The following is a 16,320-nucleotide window of genomic DNA, read 5'->3' as shown; positions in this document are numbered from 1 at the left end:
ATCAACCGCGGGCGCTGGCGATCAGTTCGATGTACTCGGCAGCGTTGCGCTGATCCTTGATCAAATCCACGAAGGTCTGGCCATGCTCGTCCTTGCCATCAAGGTCATACCCGGCTTGCTTGAAGAACGTCAGAAAACGCTCGAAATCGTCGATGCGCAATCCGCGATAGGCCTTGATCAATTTGTGCAGCGAGGGAGATGTCGCGTCCACGGGCTCGAAGTCCAGGAACAACTTGATCTGCTCATCGCCGATCTCATCGCCAATCAACTGTTTCTTGTCTTTACGCATGTCCGACTCCAGCTTGCTGATACTTCACGGGGCCCGCAGTTTACCCAAGGCTCAACGTGCGCGCACGCTGCCGGTGTGCAAGTCGGCCCAGATATGGCCATTGGCATAGGTCAAAAATTGGCAATAAACCGTGTCGTTGCGCAAAAGGTCCATCACCACGCGATACTGCGCAACGGGGTAGGAGAGCGTCAGGGTTCTGGTCATACTGTCGAATACGGGTTTTTTCAGGCTTTTGCTTTCCCCGTCAAACGAGATCAACACCTCGCGCACCGTTGCTCCCTGGCTCATCGGCTTGCCTTTCAAGCGGATAAACAGTGGCGAGGTCACGGGAATCGGCTGTTGATTGGACTGACGTTGACTGCCCACGACCACCGAATAGGACGTCACCAGCATCAACTGCTGCTGCTCAGGTTTTTCGGCGCGCAATTGCAAGTCATCCGCAGGCAAAAACTGCGAGTGCAAAAGGGGAGGTGCCGCAGGTGCAGCCGCCAAAGGCAGGCTAACCAGCATTAGAAAAGGTGCGACGTAACGCAGTAAACGGCTCATGACGTGCTCCGGGAGTCGAAGCCAGCACTCTAGCATGCACATGGCCAAGACTAACGAGCGCGAGCGCAGAGCCCAACTGACAAACCGGCCAGTACGGCCGGCGCTTCAGTTAAAACCGCTCGGCTCAGCGTCGTACCGGACGCTTCTGTAATTTGCGCTGCAAAGTGCGGCGGTGCATGCCCAAGGCACGGGCGGTGGCCGAAATATTGCCTTCATGCTCGCCCAATACGCGCTGGATATGCTCCCATTGCAGGCGGTCTACCGACATGGGGTTGTCTGGCACCAGTGCATCCAGATCGGCATGTTGGGTCAACAACGCAGCCAGTACGTCATCGGCATCTGCAGGTTTGCACAGGTAGTTGCAGGCACCGCGCTTGATGGCTTCGACGGCAGTGGCAATGCTGGAATAACCGGTGAGGATCACGACCCGCATTTCGGGATCAAGCTCAAGCAATTTGGGCAGCAGTACCAGCCCCGAATCGCCGTCCATTTTCAAATCCAGCGCAGCATAATCAGGCAGATCGTGCTTCGCCAGCTCCAATCCTTCCTCCGCAGAGCCCGCCGTACTGACACGGAAACCGCGTCGACTCATGGCGCGTGCCATCACACGGGTAAACGTTGCGTCATCATCCACCAACAACAGATGCGGCAGTTCTTCGCCTTCGACCTGGATTTCTTCACTCATTTTCGTTTCCTCGGGCGACACGAGGCAGGCGCAGCTCGGTGAGCGTACCGCCATCCTCATGACTGTAGAGTTTTACCGAGCCGCCAGCGCGTGTCACGCTGGCTTTGCTCAAGAATAGGCCCAGGCCGAAACCTTTGCCTTTGGTGGTAAAAAAAGGTTTGCCAATTTGCTCGGCGATCGCCAACGGTACACCTGCTCCGTGGTCGCGGATACTGATCGTCAGGTCCACGGCATCCCAGTCCACCGTGACTTCGAGCCCTTCCGGGCAGGCATCGGCTGCATTGTTCAACAGGTTAAGCAATGCCTGAGTCAAATCAGGCGGTGGCGCCAGGCGCGGTACGGGCGCATGTCCCAGGCACTTGAAGCGATAAGTCGCTTCAGGGCGCATCAAATGCCAACGGTTCAAAGCTTCGTCCAGCCACTGCGTGACGTCTTGAACCTCAACCGCCAACCGACGATTGGCTTCTGCTGCACGCACCAGTTGTTGCAGGGTTTCCTTGCACAATTTGACCTGGTCTTGCAGCACGCTCAGGTCATCCTGCAATTCGGGATCCGGGTGTTCGCGTCGCATTTCCTTAAGCAGTACGCTCATGGTCGACAAAGGCGTACCCAACTCGTGGGCCGCGCCCGCTGCCTGGGTCGCCACAGCCAGCAGTTGTTTATCGCGTAACCCTTCTTCACGACGCAGCGCCCGTAACTCTTCTTGACGTCGCAGCTCTTCGGCCATGCGTGCAGCAAAGAAAGTAATGACGGCTGCCGACAGCGCAAAACTCAGCCACATCCCGTAGATCTGCAACTTTTCGCGAAAGAACGCGCCCGTATCCAGCGGATAAGACTGCACCAGCAGTAGCGTGTAGAGCGCCAGCGCGATCCCGGACAACGCCACCGAGAAACGCCATGGCAGCGTCACGGCAGCAATGGTCAAAGGCACCAGATAATACGACACAAACGGGTTAGTCGAACCACCCGAGAAATACAGCAGTGCGCTGTGGATAAACAGGTCGCACGTCAGTTGCAGCGCATATTCCAGCTCAGTGACCGGCCAGGTGGTGCGCAAGCGGATGGCAGTAAACGCGCACAACAACATCGAGCACCCGAGGGTTATGCACAGCTGAAACCAGGGCAGCGGCAACAAATCAAACAGGTAGGCGATCCCCACCGATCCCGCTTGGGCAGCGAGGACCAGAGTGCGGATAATCGTTAGGCGCCAGAGGTTCTGACGGGCAGCAGACATTAACTGTACGGGGGCGAGCATGAGCTCTCCTGATGAGCGCTCCAGGCGGATCGCCGGGAGTATAACCAAGCTGACGGCTCCGCAGGCAAAAGTGCGGCAATGGGCCACAGTGTTTTTTTATCAATAACAGCTACCCATGCTTCCTCATGCACATGCGCTCTATCGTCTGAGTCGCGACAGGCCGTATATGTATTGAAAATGTAAGCGGGCGAACTGAAATTAACTTTCTACAGTCTTATGGTTCAGACACAGGCAGGGACACCCCTGCTTGTCGATCTCATTCAAGGAGCCTCCATGTCTACGTTCCCACGCACTGCTGCCCTTTTGACCCTGAGCCTGGGCGCATTTGCCAGCCTGCCCGCACTGGCCGCCGATGACTTGCATTACAACCAGGTCTCACTGCGCGCTGAAGCGAGCCAGGAAGTTGCGCGGGATTTGATGATTGTCACGTTGTACACCGAGGCTCAAAACGCAGACGCCGCCAAGCTGGCCGCCGAAATCACCACTGCGATGAACAAAGCCATCGGTCAGGCCAAGCAGGTCAAGGACGTCACGCTGCGTCAGGGCAGCCGTAACAGCTACCCGGTCTACGACAACAAATCGCAGAAAATTACGGGATGGCGTGAGCGCGCCGAGTTGCGCCTGGAAAGTTCGGATTTCGCAGCCCTGTCCAAGCTCACCGGCGATCTGATGCAAACCCTGAAGATGGGTAACATGCAGTTCGCGGTCGGTAACGCAGCTCGCAAAACCAGCGAAGATGCTCTGCTTAAAGACGCCGTGAACGCCTTTAAGGCTCGCGCCCAACTGGCGACCGACGCGTTGGGCGGGAAAGGGTACAAAATTGTTAGCTTGAACCTCAACAGCAACGGCTACCCGCAGCCATTCCTGCGCAGCCCGATGATGATGAAAGCCGCAGCCGCCGATATGGAATCGGCACCGACGCCGGAAATCGAAGCCGGCACCAGTGAAGTCAGCATGAGTGCCGACGGCGTGATTGAAGTGCAAATGCAATAAGCGCCCACGCCGAAGCGCATAAGCCCCTGAGGTGACAACGTCTCAGGGGCTTTTTAATGCCTGCGAAATCTCCTACTCCAAAATCTCACACAAACAAAAGAAAAAGCCCTCGTGCGACTCCAGTTTTAACTGACAGCTTTTCAACGCAAGAGTCTAGATAAGTAACACCCACGACTCAAAACAGTGCGATTGAAGTTTCATGGATCCCTAAAGGCGTTTCAAAATGCGTCAAAAAACCCGACGCAAACGATCAAATGCGTCATAAGTTATATAAAAGCGACATTCCTGTACGATCGTTCCACGTATTTAGGTTTCAACCGTTAACGCATCTTGCATTGGGTATGGGCCGTGCATAAGTATCGCCGGGTCGACTCACAAGGTCGCCCTCAAACCAAAAATGACAAAAATCATGAGGCCACCATGTTCAAACACGCGGTCATTCCGTTTTTAGTGGGCGCCAGCCTGCTGGCAAGTGCACCTTTCGCTCATGCAGCGACCAATCTGGTGTTTTGCTCTGAAGGCAGCCCAGCCGGTTTTGACCCGGGCCAGTACACCACCGGGACCGATTTCGATGCATCAGCCGAAACCATTTTCAACCGCCTGAGCCAATTCGAACGTGGCAGCACCCAGGTCGAGCCTGGCTTGGCGACAAGCTGGGACATTTCCCCCGATAACCTGACCTACACCTTCCATTTGCGTGACGGGGTCAAATTCCATACAACGCCTTACTTCAAGCCCACCCGCGACTTCAACGCCGATGACGTGCTTTTCACGTTCAACCGCATGCTCGATAAAGACATGCCGTTTCGTAAGGCGTACCCCACAGAGTTCCCCTACTTCACCGACATGGGCATGGATAAAAACATCGCCAAAGTCGAGAAAATTGACGACAAAACGGTCAGGTTCACGCTGAACACTGTCGACGCCGCGTTCATTCAGAACATGGCCATGCACTTCGCGTCCATCGGGTCGGCGGAATATGCCGACAAACTGCTTAAAGAAGGCCGCCCCGCAGACATCAATCAAAAACCGATTGGCACAGGGCCCTTTGTCTTCAAGAGCTATCAGAAAGATTCCAATATCCGTTACACCGGTAACAAGGACTACTGGAAGCCTGAAGACGTCAAAATTGACAACCTGATTTTTGCTATCACCACCGACCCGTCGGTGCGTATGCAAAAACTGAAAAAGAACGAATGCCAAGTTACGATCTACCCGCGCCCGGCTGACCTCAAGGCGCTTAAAGAAGACCCGGCTCTGCAGATGCCAGACAAGCCAGGCTTTAACGTGGGTTACATCGCCTACAACGTAATGGACAAAATCAAAGGCAGCGACCAGCCCAACCCGATGGCACAGCTCAAAGTCCGTCAGGCGCTGGACATGGCGGTGAACAAGCAGCAAATCATTGATTCGGTGTATCAGGGCGCTGGACAACTGGCTGTCAACGGTATGCCGCCGACGCAGTGGTCGTACGACGACACCATCAAAGACACCCCCTACAACCCGGAAAAAGCCAAAGAACTGCTCAAAGAAGCCGGGATCAAGCCCGGCACGGAAATCACTTTGTGGGCCATGCCTGTGCAGCGCCCTTACAACCCCAATGCAAAACTGATGGCCGAAATGCTTCAGTCGGACTGGGACAAAGTGGGCATCAAAGCCAAGATCGTGACCTATGAATGGGGCGAGTACATCAAGCGTTCCAAAGGCGGTGAAAACGGCGCCATGCTGATTGGCTGGAGCGGTGATAACGGTGACCCTGACAACTGGCTCGGCACGCTGTTTGGTTGCGATGCCATTAATGGCAACAACTTCTCCAAATGGTGTAACCCCGAGTTCGACACGTTAATCAAACAAGCCAAGTCCACCACCGATGTGGCTGAGCGCACCCGGTTGTACAAACAGGCGCAACACCTGCTCAAAGAGCAGGTTCCGATGACACCTATCGCGCACTCCACGGTGTATCAACCGATGCGCAGCAACGTCCAGGACTTCAAAATCAGCCCGCTCGGCCTGACGTCCTTCTACGGTGTTGGCATCAGCAAATAAAAAGGACCGGACAGTGTGGCTGACCCGCCGCACTGTCTTATCTGCCAGGACGGCGGAAATCCCCTTCATCCTGAAGCCACTCTGTACTACAGCAGAGGCTATAGGACGCTGAGACTTTTCCTACGCTCCTGTCAGGCCCGGCGCATTCACGACTGCCCATAGACCTCATAAGGTTTCAGAACAGTCTGTAGATAAGCACCGCAGGTCTAACCGTAGCCGAGGACGTCGACGCCCTGAGAACACCGCGACCGTAGAAGGCGCTCACTCAGGACACAAAAACAAGAAAAGGATTGGGATCGCAATGCGTAACCTTATGGTTTTATCCGCACTACTCAGCGCTGGCGTGCTTGTCAGCAGCCCTATCGCGCAAGCAGCCAACAGCTTGGTGTTTTGCTCTGAAGGCAGTCCGGCCGGATTTGACACGGCGCAGTACACCACCGCCACAGACAACGATGCCTCGGAACCGATCTACAACCGTCTCGCAGAATTTGAAAAAGGCGGAACAGCAGCAGGACCTGCCTTGGCAACACACTGGGATATTTCAGAGGACGGCCTGACCTATACCTTCCACCTGCGTCCCGGCGTGAAATTCCATACCACCAAATGGTTTACGCCGACCCGGGATTTCAACGCAGACGACGTGCTGTTCAGCTTCAATCGCATGCTCGATCGTGAACATCCCTTTCGCAAAGCGTACCCCACCGAGTTTCCTTACTTCAGCAGCATGAGCCTGGACAAGAACATCGCCCGCGTTGAAAAGACCGACCCGATGACTGTGGTGATCACGCTCAACTCGGTCGACGCAGCGTTCATCCAGAACATCGCCATGAGCTTTGCTGCAATTCTGTCCGCTGAGTACGCGGACCAACTGCTCAAGAACGGCAAACCCAGTGACATCAATCAAAAACCGGTGGGCACCGGCCCTTATGTGTTTCAGCGCTACCAGAAGGACTCGAACATCCGGTATGCAGCCAACAAGGACTATTGGGACCCGAGCCAGGTCAAGCTCGACAACCTGATTTTCTCGATCAACACCGACGCTTCGGCGCGCATGCAAAAGCTGCGTAAAAACGAATGCCAGGTCTCCCTCAATCCGCGCCCGGCGGATGTCGCCAGCCTCAAAAGCGACCCCAAATTGCAGGTGATCGAAAAGCCCGGCTTTAACCTTGGCTACATTGCCTACAACGTCAGGCACAAGCCGTTCGATCAGCTTGAAGTGCGTCAGGCGCTGGACATGGCCGTTAACAAGGACAGCATCCTGACTGCCGTGTATCAAGGCGCAGGGCAAAAAGCGGTCAACGCCATGCCGCCAACCCAGTGGTCGTATGACGACACCATTAAGGACGCGCCCTACAACCCCGAAAAGGCCAAAGAAATGCTTAAGGCCGCCGGGGTCAAGGAAGGCACTGAAATCACCCTGTGGGCGATGCCGGTGCAACGTCCCTACAACCCCAATGCCAAGCTGATGGCCGAGATGCTGCAATCGGATTGGGGCAAAATCGGGCTGAAGGTCAAAATTGTCAGCTACGAATGGGGCGAGTACATCAAGCGCACCAAAAATGGCGAGCACGACATCAGCCTGATTGGCTGGACCGGTGACAATGGGGACCCGGACAACTGGCTGGGCACGCTTTATAACTGCGACGCGATTGGCGGCAACAACTACTCCATGTGGTGCAACAAGGAGTACGACACGCTGGTCAAGAACGCCAAAATCGTCACCGACCGCGATCAGCGCACCGTGCTGTACAAACAAGCCCAGCAGTTGCTCAAGCAACAAGTGCCGATCACACCCATCGCCCACTCCACGGTCAACCAGCCGCTGAGCGCCAAGGTTCAGGGTTTCACCGTAAGCCCGTTTGGCCGTAACGCTTTTTCCGGCGTGAGCATCGCCGACTAACCCGCACCCGACTCTTGTCAGTTTCTCCAGGCCGCATGGGGCGGCCTGCAGAACACTGTAGCCAAATTAACCTTGGCAAACGTTTGCAAAGCGCTAACTCGTTCCACAACAGCCAGCTCAACACATAAAGAGCGGCAATAAAAAAGAAGCAGAGGAGCCTCAACCATGAGAGTCACAAACAGCGCGTTACTGGCCTTATCCATCAGCAGCCTTGCGGCGATGGCGAATGCCGAAGACGTCAGCCAGACATTTGTGCCCACCGAATTGAAAACCGGTGCCAGCAGCCAAAGCGAAGCCAGCGGTTTCATCGAAGGTCAAAGCTTGAGCGGCACCACCCGCAACTGGTATGCCAACGAACTCAAGCGCAACAAAGGCCGTTTCACGTACAACGACCACGGCGTCGAAAAAACCACGCCGCGCCGTATCAACTGGGTGCAAGGCACCATTCTGGATTACAGCTCGGGGTTCACCCAAGGCACCGTCGGCTTCAGCACCGAGGTCGCGGCCTACAACGCGATCGCCCTGGACCGTGATGTAAACGACATCGCGGGTAAAAACAACCGCACCCTGACCCACAGTGATGGGGATGCCGTTGGCCAGTGGAGCAAGCTCGGACTGGCCAACGTCAAGGCCCGTATCTCCAACACCACGCTGGTGGTGGGTCGACAGAACTTCAGCAGCCCGACAATCGACGTCATCGGCAACCGCGCGTTGCCCTCCAGCTTTCAGGGGGTGGGCCTGCACAGCGAAGAGTTCAACAACCTGTCCTTCGACGCAGGTTCTTTTGATCGCGTTTCACCCCGTACCGAACAGGGCCTGAAGAAGTTTCGCAGTGAATACGGCGCGGCCGGGGTAGAAACGGACCGTGCCAGCGTTGCCGGCCTCAACTATCAGCCGTTTAAAAGCCTGAAAACCTCGCTGTACGCGACCCATGTCGAAGACTTCTGGAACCAGTACTACTTCGGGGCCGTACACGATCTGGGCGACAACGCTGTGCTGGGCTTGAACACCAACTTCAACTACTACAAGACCCTGGACACGGGCAGCAAGGCAATGGGGGAGATCAACAATGACACCTTCAGCCTGGCATTCGGCCTGACCCATCAGGCGCACACTGTGACCCTGTCCTACCAGCAAGTAATCGGCGACGAATACTTCGACTACCTGCATGAAACCAACGGCATCTACTTGGCCAACTCCTTGCTGTCGGACTTCAACGGCCCGAACGAGAAGTCGGTGCAACTGGCCTACAGCATCAACATGGCGCAGTACGGCATCCCCGGCCTGAAGTTCAACGCCTACCATGCACGCGGCTTTGACATCGACGGCACCAAGTACAAAGGCACGGCTTACGACGTGAAGAACATGAACGGCGAAGACCACTCCGAGTACAGCATTGGCACGTCCTATGCAATTCAAAGCGGTCCCCTGAAAGCCACGGCTATTCGCGCGACCTACACCACGCACCGCGCCAGCCGGTTCCAGGCTGACGGCAACATCAACGAGTTCCGTCTGGTTACCACCATTCCGTTCAACATCCTTTAACCGCCCGGTGGCCGTGCCTGGCTTCACATGCCGGGCATAGCCGCTACGCGGCCCAACCGATTGAAGAGGGTTGCCATGAAACGACTTCCACTACGCACAGCCCTTGCCGTGGCAGTGTTCAGCACCGCGGTCAGTGTTTCAGCCAAACCGTTGGTAGTGTGCACTGAAGCCAGTCCCGAAGGCTTCGACATTGTTCAGTACACCACTGCCGTGACTGCCGACGCTTCGGCTGAAACCATCCTCAATCGTCTGGCAGACTTCAAACCCGGCACCACCGATGTGGAGCCCGCCCTCGCAGAGCGTTGGAACATCAGCCCCGACGGACTGGAATACACCTTTTACCTGCGCCCCGGCGTCAAGTTTCATACCACCGATTACTTCAAGCCGACCCGCACCCTGAACGCCGATGACGTGATCTGGAGCTTTCAGCGCCAGCTGGACCCCAATCACCCATGGCACGACAAGTCGCTGGTCGGCTATCCCTACTTTGAAAGCATGGGGTTTAAAAACCTGCTCAAGCGCGTCGAAAAAGTCGACGACATGACGGTCAAAATCACGCTTAACCACGCCGAGTCACCGTTCCTGCGCGACATCGCCATGCCGTTCAACTCGATCTATTCGGCCGAATACGCCGATCAATTGCTCAAATCAGGCAAAACCAGCGAGCTGAACAGCAAACCCATCGGCACCGGCCCGTTCATTTTTGTGCGTTACAACAAGGACGCGCAGGTCCGCTTCAAGGCCAACCCTGACTACTTTCGCGGTAAGCCCCCGAGTGATGTGCTGATCTTCGCCGTCACCACCGACAGCAACGTACGCCAGCAAAAGCTCAAGGCCAACGAGTGCCAGATCGCGCTGTACCCCAAGCCGGATGAAGTCGGTAATATCAAAAAAGATCCCAATCTGAAAGTCGACGAAATGGCAGCGTTGATGACCAGTTACATCGCCATGAACACCAGCCACAAATACCTCGACGATGTACGCGTACGCAAAGCCATCGACATGGCCTTCGACAAAGAGACCTACCTCAACTCCGTACACGGTAAAGGCAACGCCCTCCCGGCCATCAACCCCTACCCGCCGACCATGCTGGGGTTCAACACCGCCATTCAAAACCCGCCCCGCGACCTGGATAAGGCCCGCGCGCTGCTCAAGGAAGCCGGAGTACCGGAGGGGCACGTGTTCACCCTCTTCACCCGCAATGGCGGCGGCCCGACCAACCCCAATCCAATGCTGGGCGCTCAGTTGCTGCAGTCTGACCTTGCAAAGATCGGTATCAAACTGGACATTCGCGTCATGGAATGGGGGGAGATGCTCAAGCGCGCCAAAAATGGCGAACATGACCTGGTGTCTACTGGATGGGGGGGCGACAACGGCGACCCGGATAATTTCCTGACCCCTTTGCTCAGCTGCGAGGCTGCCAAAAATGGCGAAAACTACGCGCGCTGGTGCAACAAAGACTTTGAAGCCCTGATCACCAAAGCCCGTAACATCACTGAACCCGCTGAACGGGCGGCACTCTATGAACAGGCCCAGGTGCTCTTTAATAAGGACCAGCCCTGGATCAACGTCGTACACCCCATGCTTTTTACCGCCCGACGCAACAACGTCGAGGGTTATGTACTTAGCCCGCTGACGAACAACAACTTTGCCACTACCCAGGCGAAGTAGAACAATAAAACACCCGCCAGCGTTCACCCGAACCCTGGCGGTCCTGCCTAACCGGCTGATGAGGTACACCACGCGATGTTTAGTTTTATTGCCCGCCGAATAGGGCTTTTGATCCCTACGTTCTTCGGCATCACCCTGCTGACCTTCGCCCTGATTCGCATGATCCCCGGCGATCCGGTCGAAGTCATGATGGGCGAGCGTCGGGTCGATCCAGAGATGCATGCCCAGGCCATGGAGCGACTTGGCCTGAACAAGCCGCTCTATGAACAATATTTCGACTACGTGACCAAGCTCGCCCACGGCGATCTGGGCGAATCGTTGAGAACCCGTGAAAGCGTGTGGACCGAATTTACCGCGCTGTTCCCCGCCACCCTTGAACTGTCGATGGCTGCGCTGTTGTTCGCCGGCATACTCGGATTGCTGGCCGGGGTTATCGCGGCGTTGAAACGAGGCTCGTTGTTTGACCACGGGGTGATGGGCATCTCCCTCGCGGGGTATTCAATGCCGATCTTCTGGTGGGGCCTGATCCTCATCATGTTCTTCTCGGTAAGCCTGGGCTGGACACCGGTGTCCGGGCGTATCGACCTGCTCTACGACATTGAGCCGAAAACCGGTTTCATGTTGATCGACACCTTGCTCAGCGACGAACCCGAAGCTTTTTGGGACGCGTTGCACCACATGATCCTGCCCGCCATTGTGCTGGGCACCATTCCGCTGGCCGTGATCGCCCGAATGACGCGCTCCTCCATGCTCGAAGTGCTGCGCGAAGACTACATCCGTACCGCCCGTGCCAAGGGCTTGTCGCCTGCACGCGTGGTGTTTGTGCACGGCCTGCGCAATGCGCTGATCCCGGTACTGACCGTGGTCGGCCTGCAAGTGGGCACCCTGCTGGCGGGCGCCGTACTGACCGAAACCATCTTCTCGTGGCCCGGCATCGGCAAATGGCTGATCGAAGCCATTGGCGCCCGGGACTATCCCGTGGTGCAAAACGGCATCCTGTTAATCGCCTGCCTGGTGATTCTGGTCAACTTCGTGGTGGACATCCTCTACGGCTTTGCCAACCCACGCATCCGTCATCAGCGCTGAGATCATGACCATGAGCACACCTACCCCTGCTACCGCCGTGGATCAAAGCCTGCTTTATCCATCGCCTTACAAAGAATTCTGGCACGCGTTTTCCCGCAATAAGGGCGCCGTGGCCGGACTGATCTTCATGAGCATCATCGTGTTCTGCGCGATTTTTGCGCCATGGGTTGCCCCCCATAACCCGAGCGAGCAATACCGCGATTTCTTGCTGACCCCGCCAGCATGGCTTGAGGGCGGGCACATGCAGTTCCTGCTGGGGACCGATGAACTGGGCCGCGACCTGCTATCGCGGCTGATCGAAGGCTCGCGCCTGTCACTGCTGATCGGTCTGTCGTCCGTGGTGATCTCGCTGATTCCGGGCGTGATCCTGGGCCTGTTCGCCGGGTTCTTTCCGCGCTTTCTTGGCCCCGGCATCATGCGCCTGATGGACATCATGCTGGCCTTGCCTTCACTGCTGCTGGCCGTGGCAATTGTCGCCATCCTCGGCCCTGGCCTGATCAACACCGTGATCGCGATCGCCGTGGTGTCGTTGCCCTCTTACGTACGACTGACCCGCGCAGCCGTCATGGGTGAACTGAACCGCGACTACGTCACTGCCGCCCGCCTGGCGGGTGCCAGCCTGCCGCGCCTGATGTTCATCACGGTACTACCAAACTGCATGGCGCCCCTGATCGTCCAGGCCACCCTGAGTTTCTCTTCGGCGATTCTCGACGCCGCAGCACTGGGTTTTCTGGGCTTGGGCGTACAGCCGCCAACCCCGGAGTGGGGCACCATGTTGGCCTCGGCCCGCGACTACATCGAACGCGCCTGGTGGGTCGTCAGCCTGCCTGGCCTGACCATTTTGCTCAGCGTGCTGGCAATCAACCTGATGGGCGACGGCCTGCGCGATGCGCTTGACCCGAAACTCAAAAATGCCGCCTGAGGAGATTCCAATGTCACTGTTAGAAATCAAGAATCTCAACGTCCGCTTTGGCGACGCCAAGGCTGTCCCGGTGGTCGACGGGTTGAGCCTGTCTGTGGATAAAGGCGAAGTACTGGCCATCGTCGGCGAGTCAGGTTCCGGCAAGTCCGTGACCATGATGGCCTTGATGGGATTGATCGAGCACCCCGGCATCGTCACCGCCGACGCGCTGAACTTCGACGGCAAGAACATGCTGACCCTGAGCCCCCGTCAACGGCGGCAAATTGTCGGCAAAGACATGGCCATGGTCTTTCAAGACCCGATGACCGCATTGAACCCCAGCTACACCGTGGGCTTTCAAATCGAAGAAGTGCTGCGCCTGCACCTGAAAATGTCCGGCAGAGCGGCGCGCAAACGTGCCATCGAACTGTTGGAAAAAGTCGAAATCCCCGGCGCTGCCAGCCGCATGGACGCCTACCCGCATCAATTGTCCGGCGGCATGAGCCAGCGCGTGGCAATCGCCATGGCCATTGCGGGCGAACCCAAGTTGCTGATTGCGGACGAACCGACCACAGCACTCGACGTGACCATTCAGGCACAGATCATGGACCTGCTGCTCAACCTGCAACGCGAGCAGGACATGGGGCTGGTGTTGATCACCCACGACTTGGCTGTCGTGGCTGAAACCGCCCAGCGCGTGTGCGTGATGTATGCCGGTCAGGCCGTTGAAATCGGTCAAGTACCGGGTTTGTTCGATGTCCCCGCGCATCCGTACAGCGAGGCATTGCTGGCCGCCATTCCGGAACACAGCATGGGTGCTTCACGTCTGGCGACCTTGCCGGGCATCGTGCCGGGACGCTATGACCGTCCACAAGGCTGCCTGCTGTCGCCGCGCTGCCCGTACGTTCAGGACACCTGCCGTCAACAGCGCCCGGCGCTGGAGCCCAAAGCCAACAGCCAGGTGCGCTGCTTCTTCCCCTTGAATCAGGAGGTGGCGTAATGACTGTCGTTCTTACCGCCCGCGACCTAACCCGTCATTACGAAGTGTCCCGTGGCCTATTCAAGGGCCACGCACTGGTGCGCGCCCTCAATGGCGTGTCGTTTGAACTGGAAGCGGGTAAAACCCTTGCCGTAGTGGGTGAGTCCGGGTGCGGCAAGTCCACCCTGGCGCGCGCGCTGACACTCATTGAAGAACCGTCCTCCGGCTCGCTGAAAATTGCCGGTCAGGAGGTTGCCGGGGCCAACAAGGCTGAACGCAAACAACTGCGCAAAGATGTGCAGATGGTGTTCCAAAGTCCATACGCGTCGCTCAACCCACGACAGAAAATCGGTGATCAACTGGCTGAACCGTTGCTGATCAACACCTCGCTCAGCGCCAGCGAACGTCGGGAGAAAGTCCAGGCGATGATGAAGCAAGTAGGGTTGCGCCCGGAGCACTACCAGCGCTACCCACATATGTTCTCCGGCGGACAACGCCAGCGGATCGCTTTGGCCCGCGCCATGATGCTGCAACCCAAGGTACTGGTGGCTGATGAACCGACGTCCGCCCTCGACGTATCGATTCAGGCCCAGGTGCTCAACCTGTTCATGGACTTGCAGCAAGAGTTCAATACAGCCTATGTGTTCATCTCGCACAACCTGGCAGTGGTGCGGCACGTAGCCGATCAAGTGTTGGTGATGTACCTCGGCCGCCCGGTGGAAATGGGACCGAAAGAGGAGATCTACACTCGGCCGCTACACCCTTACACCCAAGCGTTGTTGTCAGCGACCCCGACCATTCACCCCGATCCGCTGAAGCCGAAAATCAAGATAGTTGGCGAACTGCCCAACCCGCTCAATCCCCCTTCAGGCTGCGCATTCCACAAGCGCTGCCCGTATGCCACAGAGCTGTGCAGCACGGACGAGCCGGCATTACGCCTGCTGGATAACCGCCAAGTGGCGTGCCATTACGCTGAGCAGTTCATTGATTAATACGCGCGAATGAAAGACGCGCCTGAGTAGATCAGGCGCGTCATTTATACCTGTGTAGAAAGCACGAGAGACTAATACTGACCTTCGCTGGACTTCCCTTGATCGGCACTGTCGTCATCCTTGCGATCAGTCTTGCCGTCCCCATTATTCGTGGCGCTATCGGCAGAGTCATCATCCCCGTCGACCTGATCATCGTCCCCCGCGCTACCTCCCTGGCCTTGATCGCCCGGCTCGGATTCCGATTTGTAAATTGCATTGACCATAGGTCCCGGGACACCCGTTGCGGAAAATCCGACGGCCTGACCTTGCAGCGGATTGCTCGCCCACGCAGTTGAGGCGCTCACTGTCAGCAACATCATGACTTTTAACAACATGATAAAACGTTGATAAATCCTCATGTAGAACGCTCCCTGAATGCTCAAATGCACGCGTGAATAGCTGAGACGTCACCGCTATTCACGCCTCGTGGAGATCTTAAAGTAGTCGCTGAAAGGAGTCTTCGCCAACTTTAAAGGCGAGTATCCAAAAGCGTCACCGTTAGATCAACCCGCACTAAAGGTAATCGCTGTTATTTATATAGCCTTGTTAATACAGAAAAAGGGCCTGCTTTAAATAGACGTTATTTGACGTCAGGATACCCCCACGTACCGTCAGCGTCTTTAACCGCCTGAACAACGGTGCCATCTGCATACGTAAACAGACCGGTATTATCATTAAAGCTATCGCCATTCAGGTACTTCGTAATGCCATCGGCCGTGGTAGTACTTCCATCAACATTTTTATGTGCGCCTTCAGGCAGTGTGTCTGAGCCTCCAGAACCCTTCTCATCACCTTGCGAGCCTTTCCCATCCGGAAACGTCCACTCACCACTGCTATTTTTAACGCCCTGCACAGACTCGCCCGTTGAAAACGTGTAGATGCCTGTAGCGTTATCGAGCGTATCGCCAGATTTCGAGACCCAAAGACCATCCGCTCTGGTGGTACTGCCATCAGGATGCTTGACAGAACCATCAGGCATAACAGTAGTGCCGTCGGGATGAGAGACAGAACCGTCCGCATTTTGCTGACTGCCTTCGGGGTGTTTTACGGTTCGCTTGCCGGTGACCTGATCGACAACGATCTCAACAGCGGCGGGCGCAACGAAATTCGCCAGAATGAACTGCAGGGCTTCGCTGATCTGACCTCGACCACCACCCGTGGTTGTCGGATTGGTTACGGGCGGCTTAACCGGGGGTTTCACTGGTGGCTCAACGGGAGGCTTAACCGGGGGTTTCACCGGTGGCTCAACGGGCGGCTTAACCGGGGGTTTTACCGGTGGTTCAACGGGCGGCTTAACCGGGGGTTTCACCGGTGGCTCAACGGGCGGCTTAACCGGGGGTTTCACCGGTGGCTCAACGGGCGGCTTAACCGGGGGTTTCACCGGTGGCTCAAC

General features: G+C 56.6%; 15 protein-coding genes. 9 read left to right on the top strand and 6 right to left on the bottom strand.

Annotated features, from left to right (window positions below; genetic code table 11):
• Position 1: 1 nt before the first annotated feature.
• From CJF39_RS08475 to CJF39_RS08460, 4 genes are all read right to left on the bottom strand, one after another.
• Entirely contained in the window at positions 2-289 is a 288-nt protein-coding gene (locus tag CJF39_RS08475) for a PA4642 family protein (protein WP_094993021.1), read from the bottom strand.
• A 51-nt stretch (positions 290-340) separates the two neighbouring features.
• Positions 341-835 (bottom strand): hypothetical protein, encoded by a 495-nt coding sequence (locus tag CJF39_RS08470; RefSeq protein WP_094993020.1) that lies wholly within the window; start codon positions 833-835, stop codon positions 341-343.
• Between the two features lie 124 nt (positions 836-959).
• A complete protein-coding gene (locus tag CJF39_RS08465) occupies positions 960-1,520 on the bottom strand; it encodes a response regulator transcription factor (RefSeq protein ID WP_094993019.1) in 561 nt (186 codons plus the stop codon).
• Positions 1,513-2,775 (bottom strand): ATP-binding protein, encoded by a 1,263-nt coding sequence (locus tag CJF39_RS08460; RefSeq protein ID WP_094993018.1) that lies wholly within the window; start codon positions 2,773-2,775, stop codon positions 1,513-1,515. The genes CJF39_RS08465 and CJF39_RS08460 overlap by 8 nt, the downstream gene beginning before the upstream one ends.
• A gap of 273 nt (positions 2,776-3,048) precedes the next feature.
• On the opposite strand from CJF39_RS08460, the gene CJF39_RS08455 reads away from it, so the two are divergent.
• The 9 genes from CJF39_RS08455 to CJF39_RS08415 all read left to right on the top strand — a co-directional run bounded on the left by CJF39_RS08455 (position 3,049) and on the right by CJF39_RS08415 (position 14,888).
• The gene (locus tag CJF39_RS08455; protein ID WP_094993017.1) at positions 3,049-3,768 is read left to right on the top strand and encodes an SIMPL domain-containing protein; all 720 of its coding nucleotides are present in this window, start codon (positions 3,049-3,051) and stop codon (positions 3,766-3,768) included.
• A gap of 420 nt (positions 3,769-4,188) precedes the next feature.
• Positions 4,189-5,814 (top strand): ABC transporter substrate-binding protein, encoded by a 1,626-nt coding sequence (locus CJF39_RS08450; protein WP_094993016.1) that lies wholly within the window; start codon positions 4,189-4,191, stop codon positions 5,812-5,814.
• A gap of 301 nt (positions 5,815-6,115) precedes the next feature.
• Entirely contained in the window at positions 6,116-7,714 is a 1,599-nt protein-coding gene (locus CJF39_RS08445) for an ABC transporter substrate-binding protein (RefSeq protein WP_094993015.1), read from the top strand.
• A 165-nt stretch (positions 7,715-7,879) separates the two neighbouring features.
• Positions 7,880-9,259 carry an OprD family porin gene (locus CJF39_RS08440; protein WP_070411210.1) on the top strand — a complete coding sequence of 460 codons (1,380 nt, stop codon included), beginning with the start codon at positions 7,880-7,882 and terminating at the stop codon, positions 9,257-9,259.
• Positions 9,260-9,334: 75 nt separating this feature from the next.
• Positions 9,335-10,930, top strand: a complete 1,596-nt coding sequence (locus CJF39_RS08435) for an ABC transporter substrate-binding protein (RefSeq protein WP_094993014.1) — start codon at positions 9,335-9,337, stop codon at positions 10,928-10,930.
• 75 nt (positions 10,931-11,005) lie between these two features.
• On the top strand, positions 11,006-12,016 hold the full coding sequence (locus CJF39_RS08430) for an ABC transporter permease subunit (protein WP_094993013.1): 1,011 nt from the start codon (positions 11,006-11,008) through the stop codon (positions 12,014-12,016).
• Positions 12,017-12,026: 10 nt separating this feature from the next.
• Positions 12,027-12,938, top strand: a complete 912-nt coding sequence (locus tag CJF39_RS08425; RefSeq protein WP_094993012.1) for an ABC transporter permease subunit — start codon at positions 12,027-12,029, stop codon at positions 12,936-12,938.
• Positions 12,939-12,948: 10 nt separating this feature from the next.
• Entirely contained in the window at positions 12,949-13,917 is a 969-nt protein-coding gene (locus CJF39_RS08420) for an ABC transporter ATP-binding protein (protein ID WP_094993011.1), read from the top strand.
• Positions 13,917-14,888: a peptide ABC transporter ATP-binding protein gene (locus CJF39_RS08415; protein WP_094993010.1), complete on the top strand. Its 972-nt coding sequence runs from the start codon at positions 13,917-13,919 to the stop codon at positions 14,886-14,888. Before CJF39_RS08420 ends, CJF39_RS08415 begins: the two co-directional genes overlap by 1 nt.
• A gap of 71 nt (positions 14,889-14,959) precedes the next feature.
• Here the strand turns inward: CJF39_RS08415 and CJF39_RS08410 are convergent, their stop codons facing one another.
• Both CJF39_RS08410 and CJF39_RS22805 read right to left on the bottom strand, forming a co-directional pair.
• Positions 14,960-15,286, bottom strand: coding sequence for a hypothetical protein (locus CJF39_RS08410; RefSeq protein WP_094993009.1), 327 nt, complete (start codon positions 15,284-15,286; stop codon positions 14,960-14,962).
• A gap of 221 nt (positions 15,287-15,507) precedes the next feature.
• Positions 15,508-16,128, bottom strand: coding sequence for a hypothetical protein (locus CJF39_RS22805; RefSeq protein ID WP_141232174.1), 621 nt, complete (start codon positions 16,126-16,128; stop codon positions 15,508-15,510).
• Positions 16,129-16,320 lie beyond the last annotated feature (192 nt).

The sequence above is a fragment of the Pseudomonas lundensis genome (assembly GCF_002269125.1).
GTDB classification, from domain to species: domain Bacteria; phylum Pseudomonadota; class Gammaproteobacteria; order Pseudomonadales; family Pseudomonadaceae; genus Aquipseudomonas; species Aquipseudomonas lundensis_A.
This window is presented reverse-complemented; position numbering and strand designations above follow the sequence as displayed.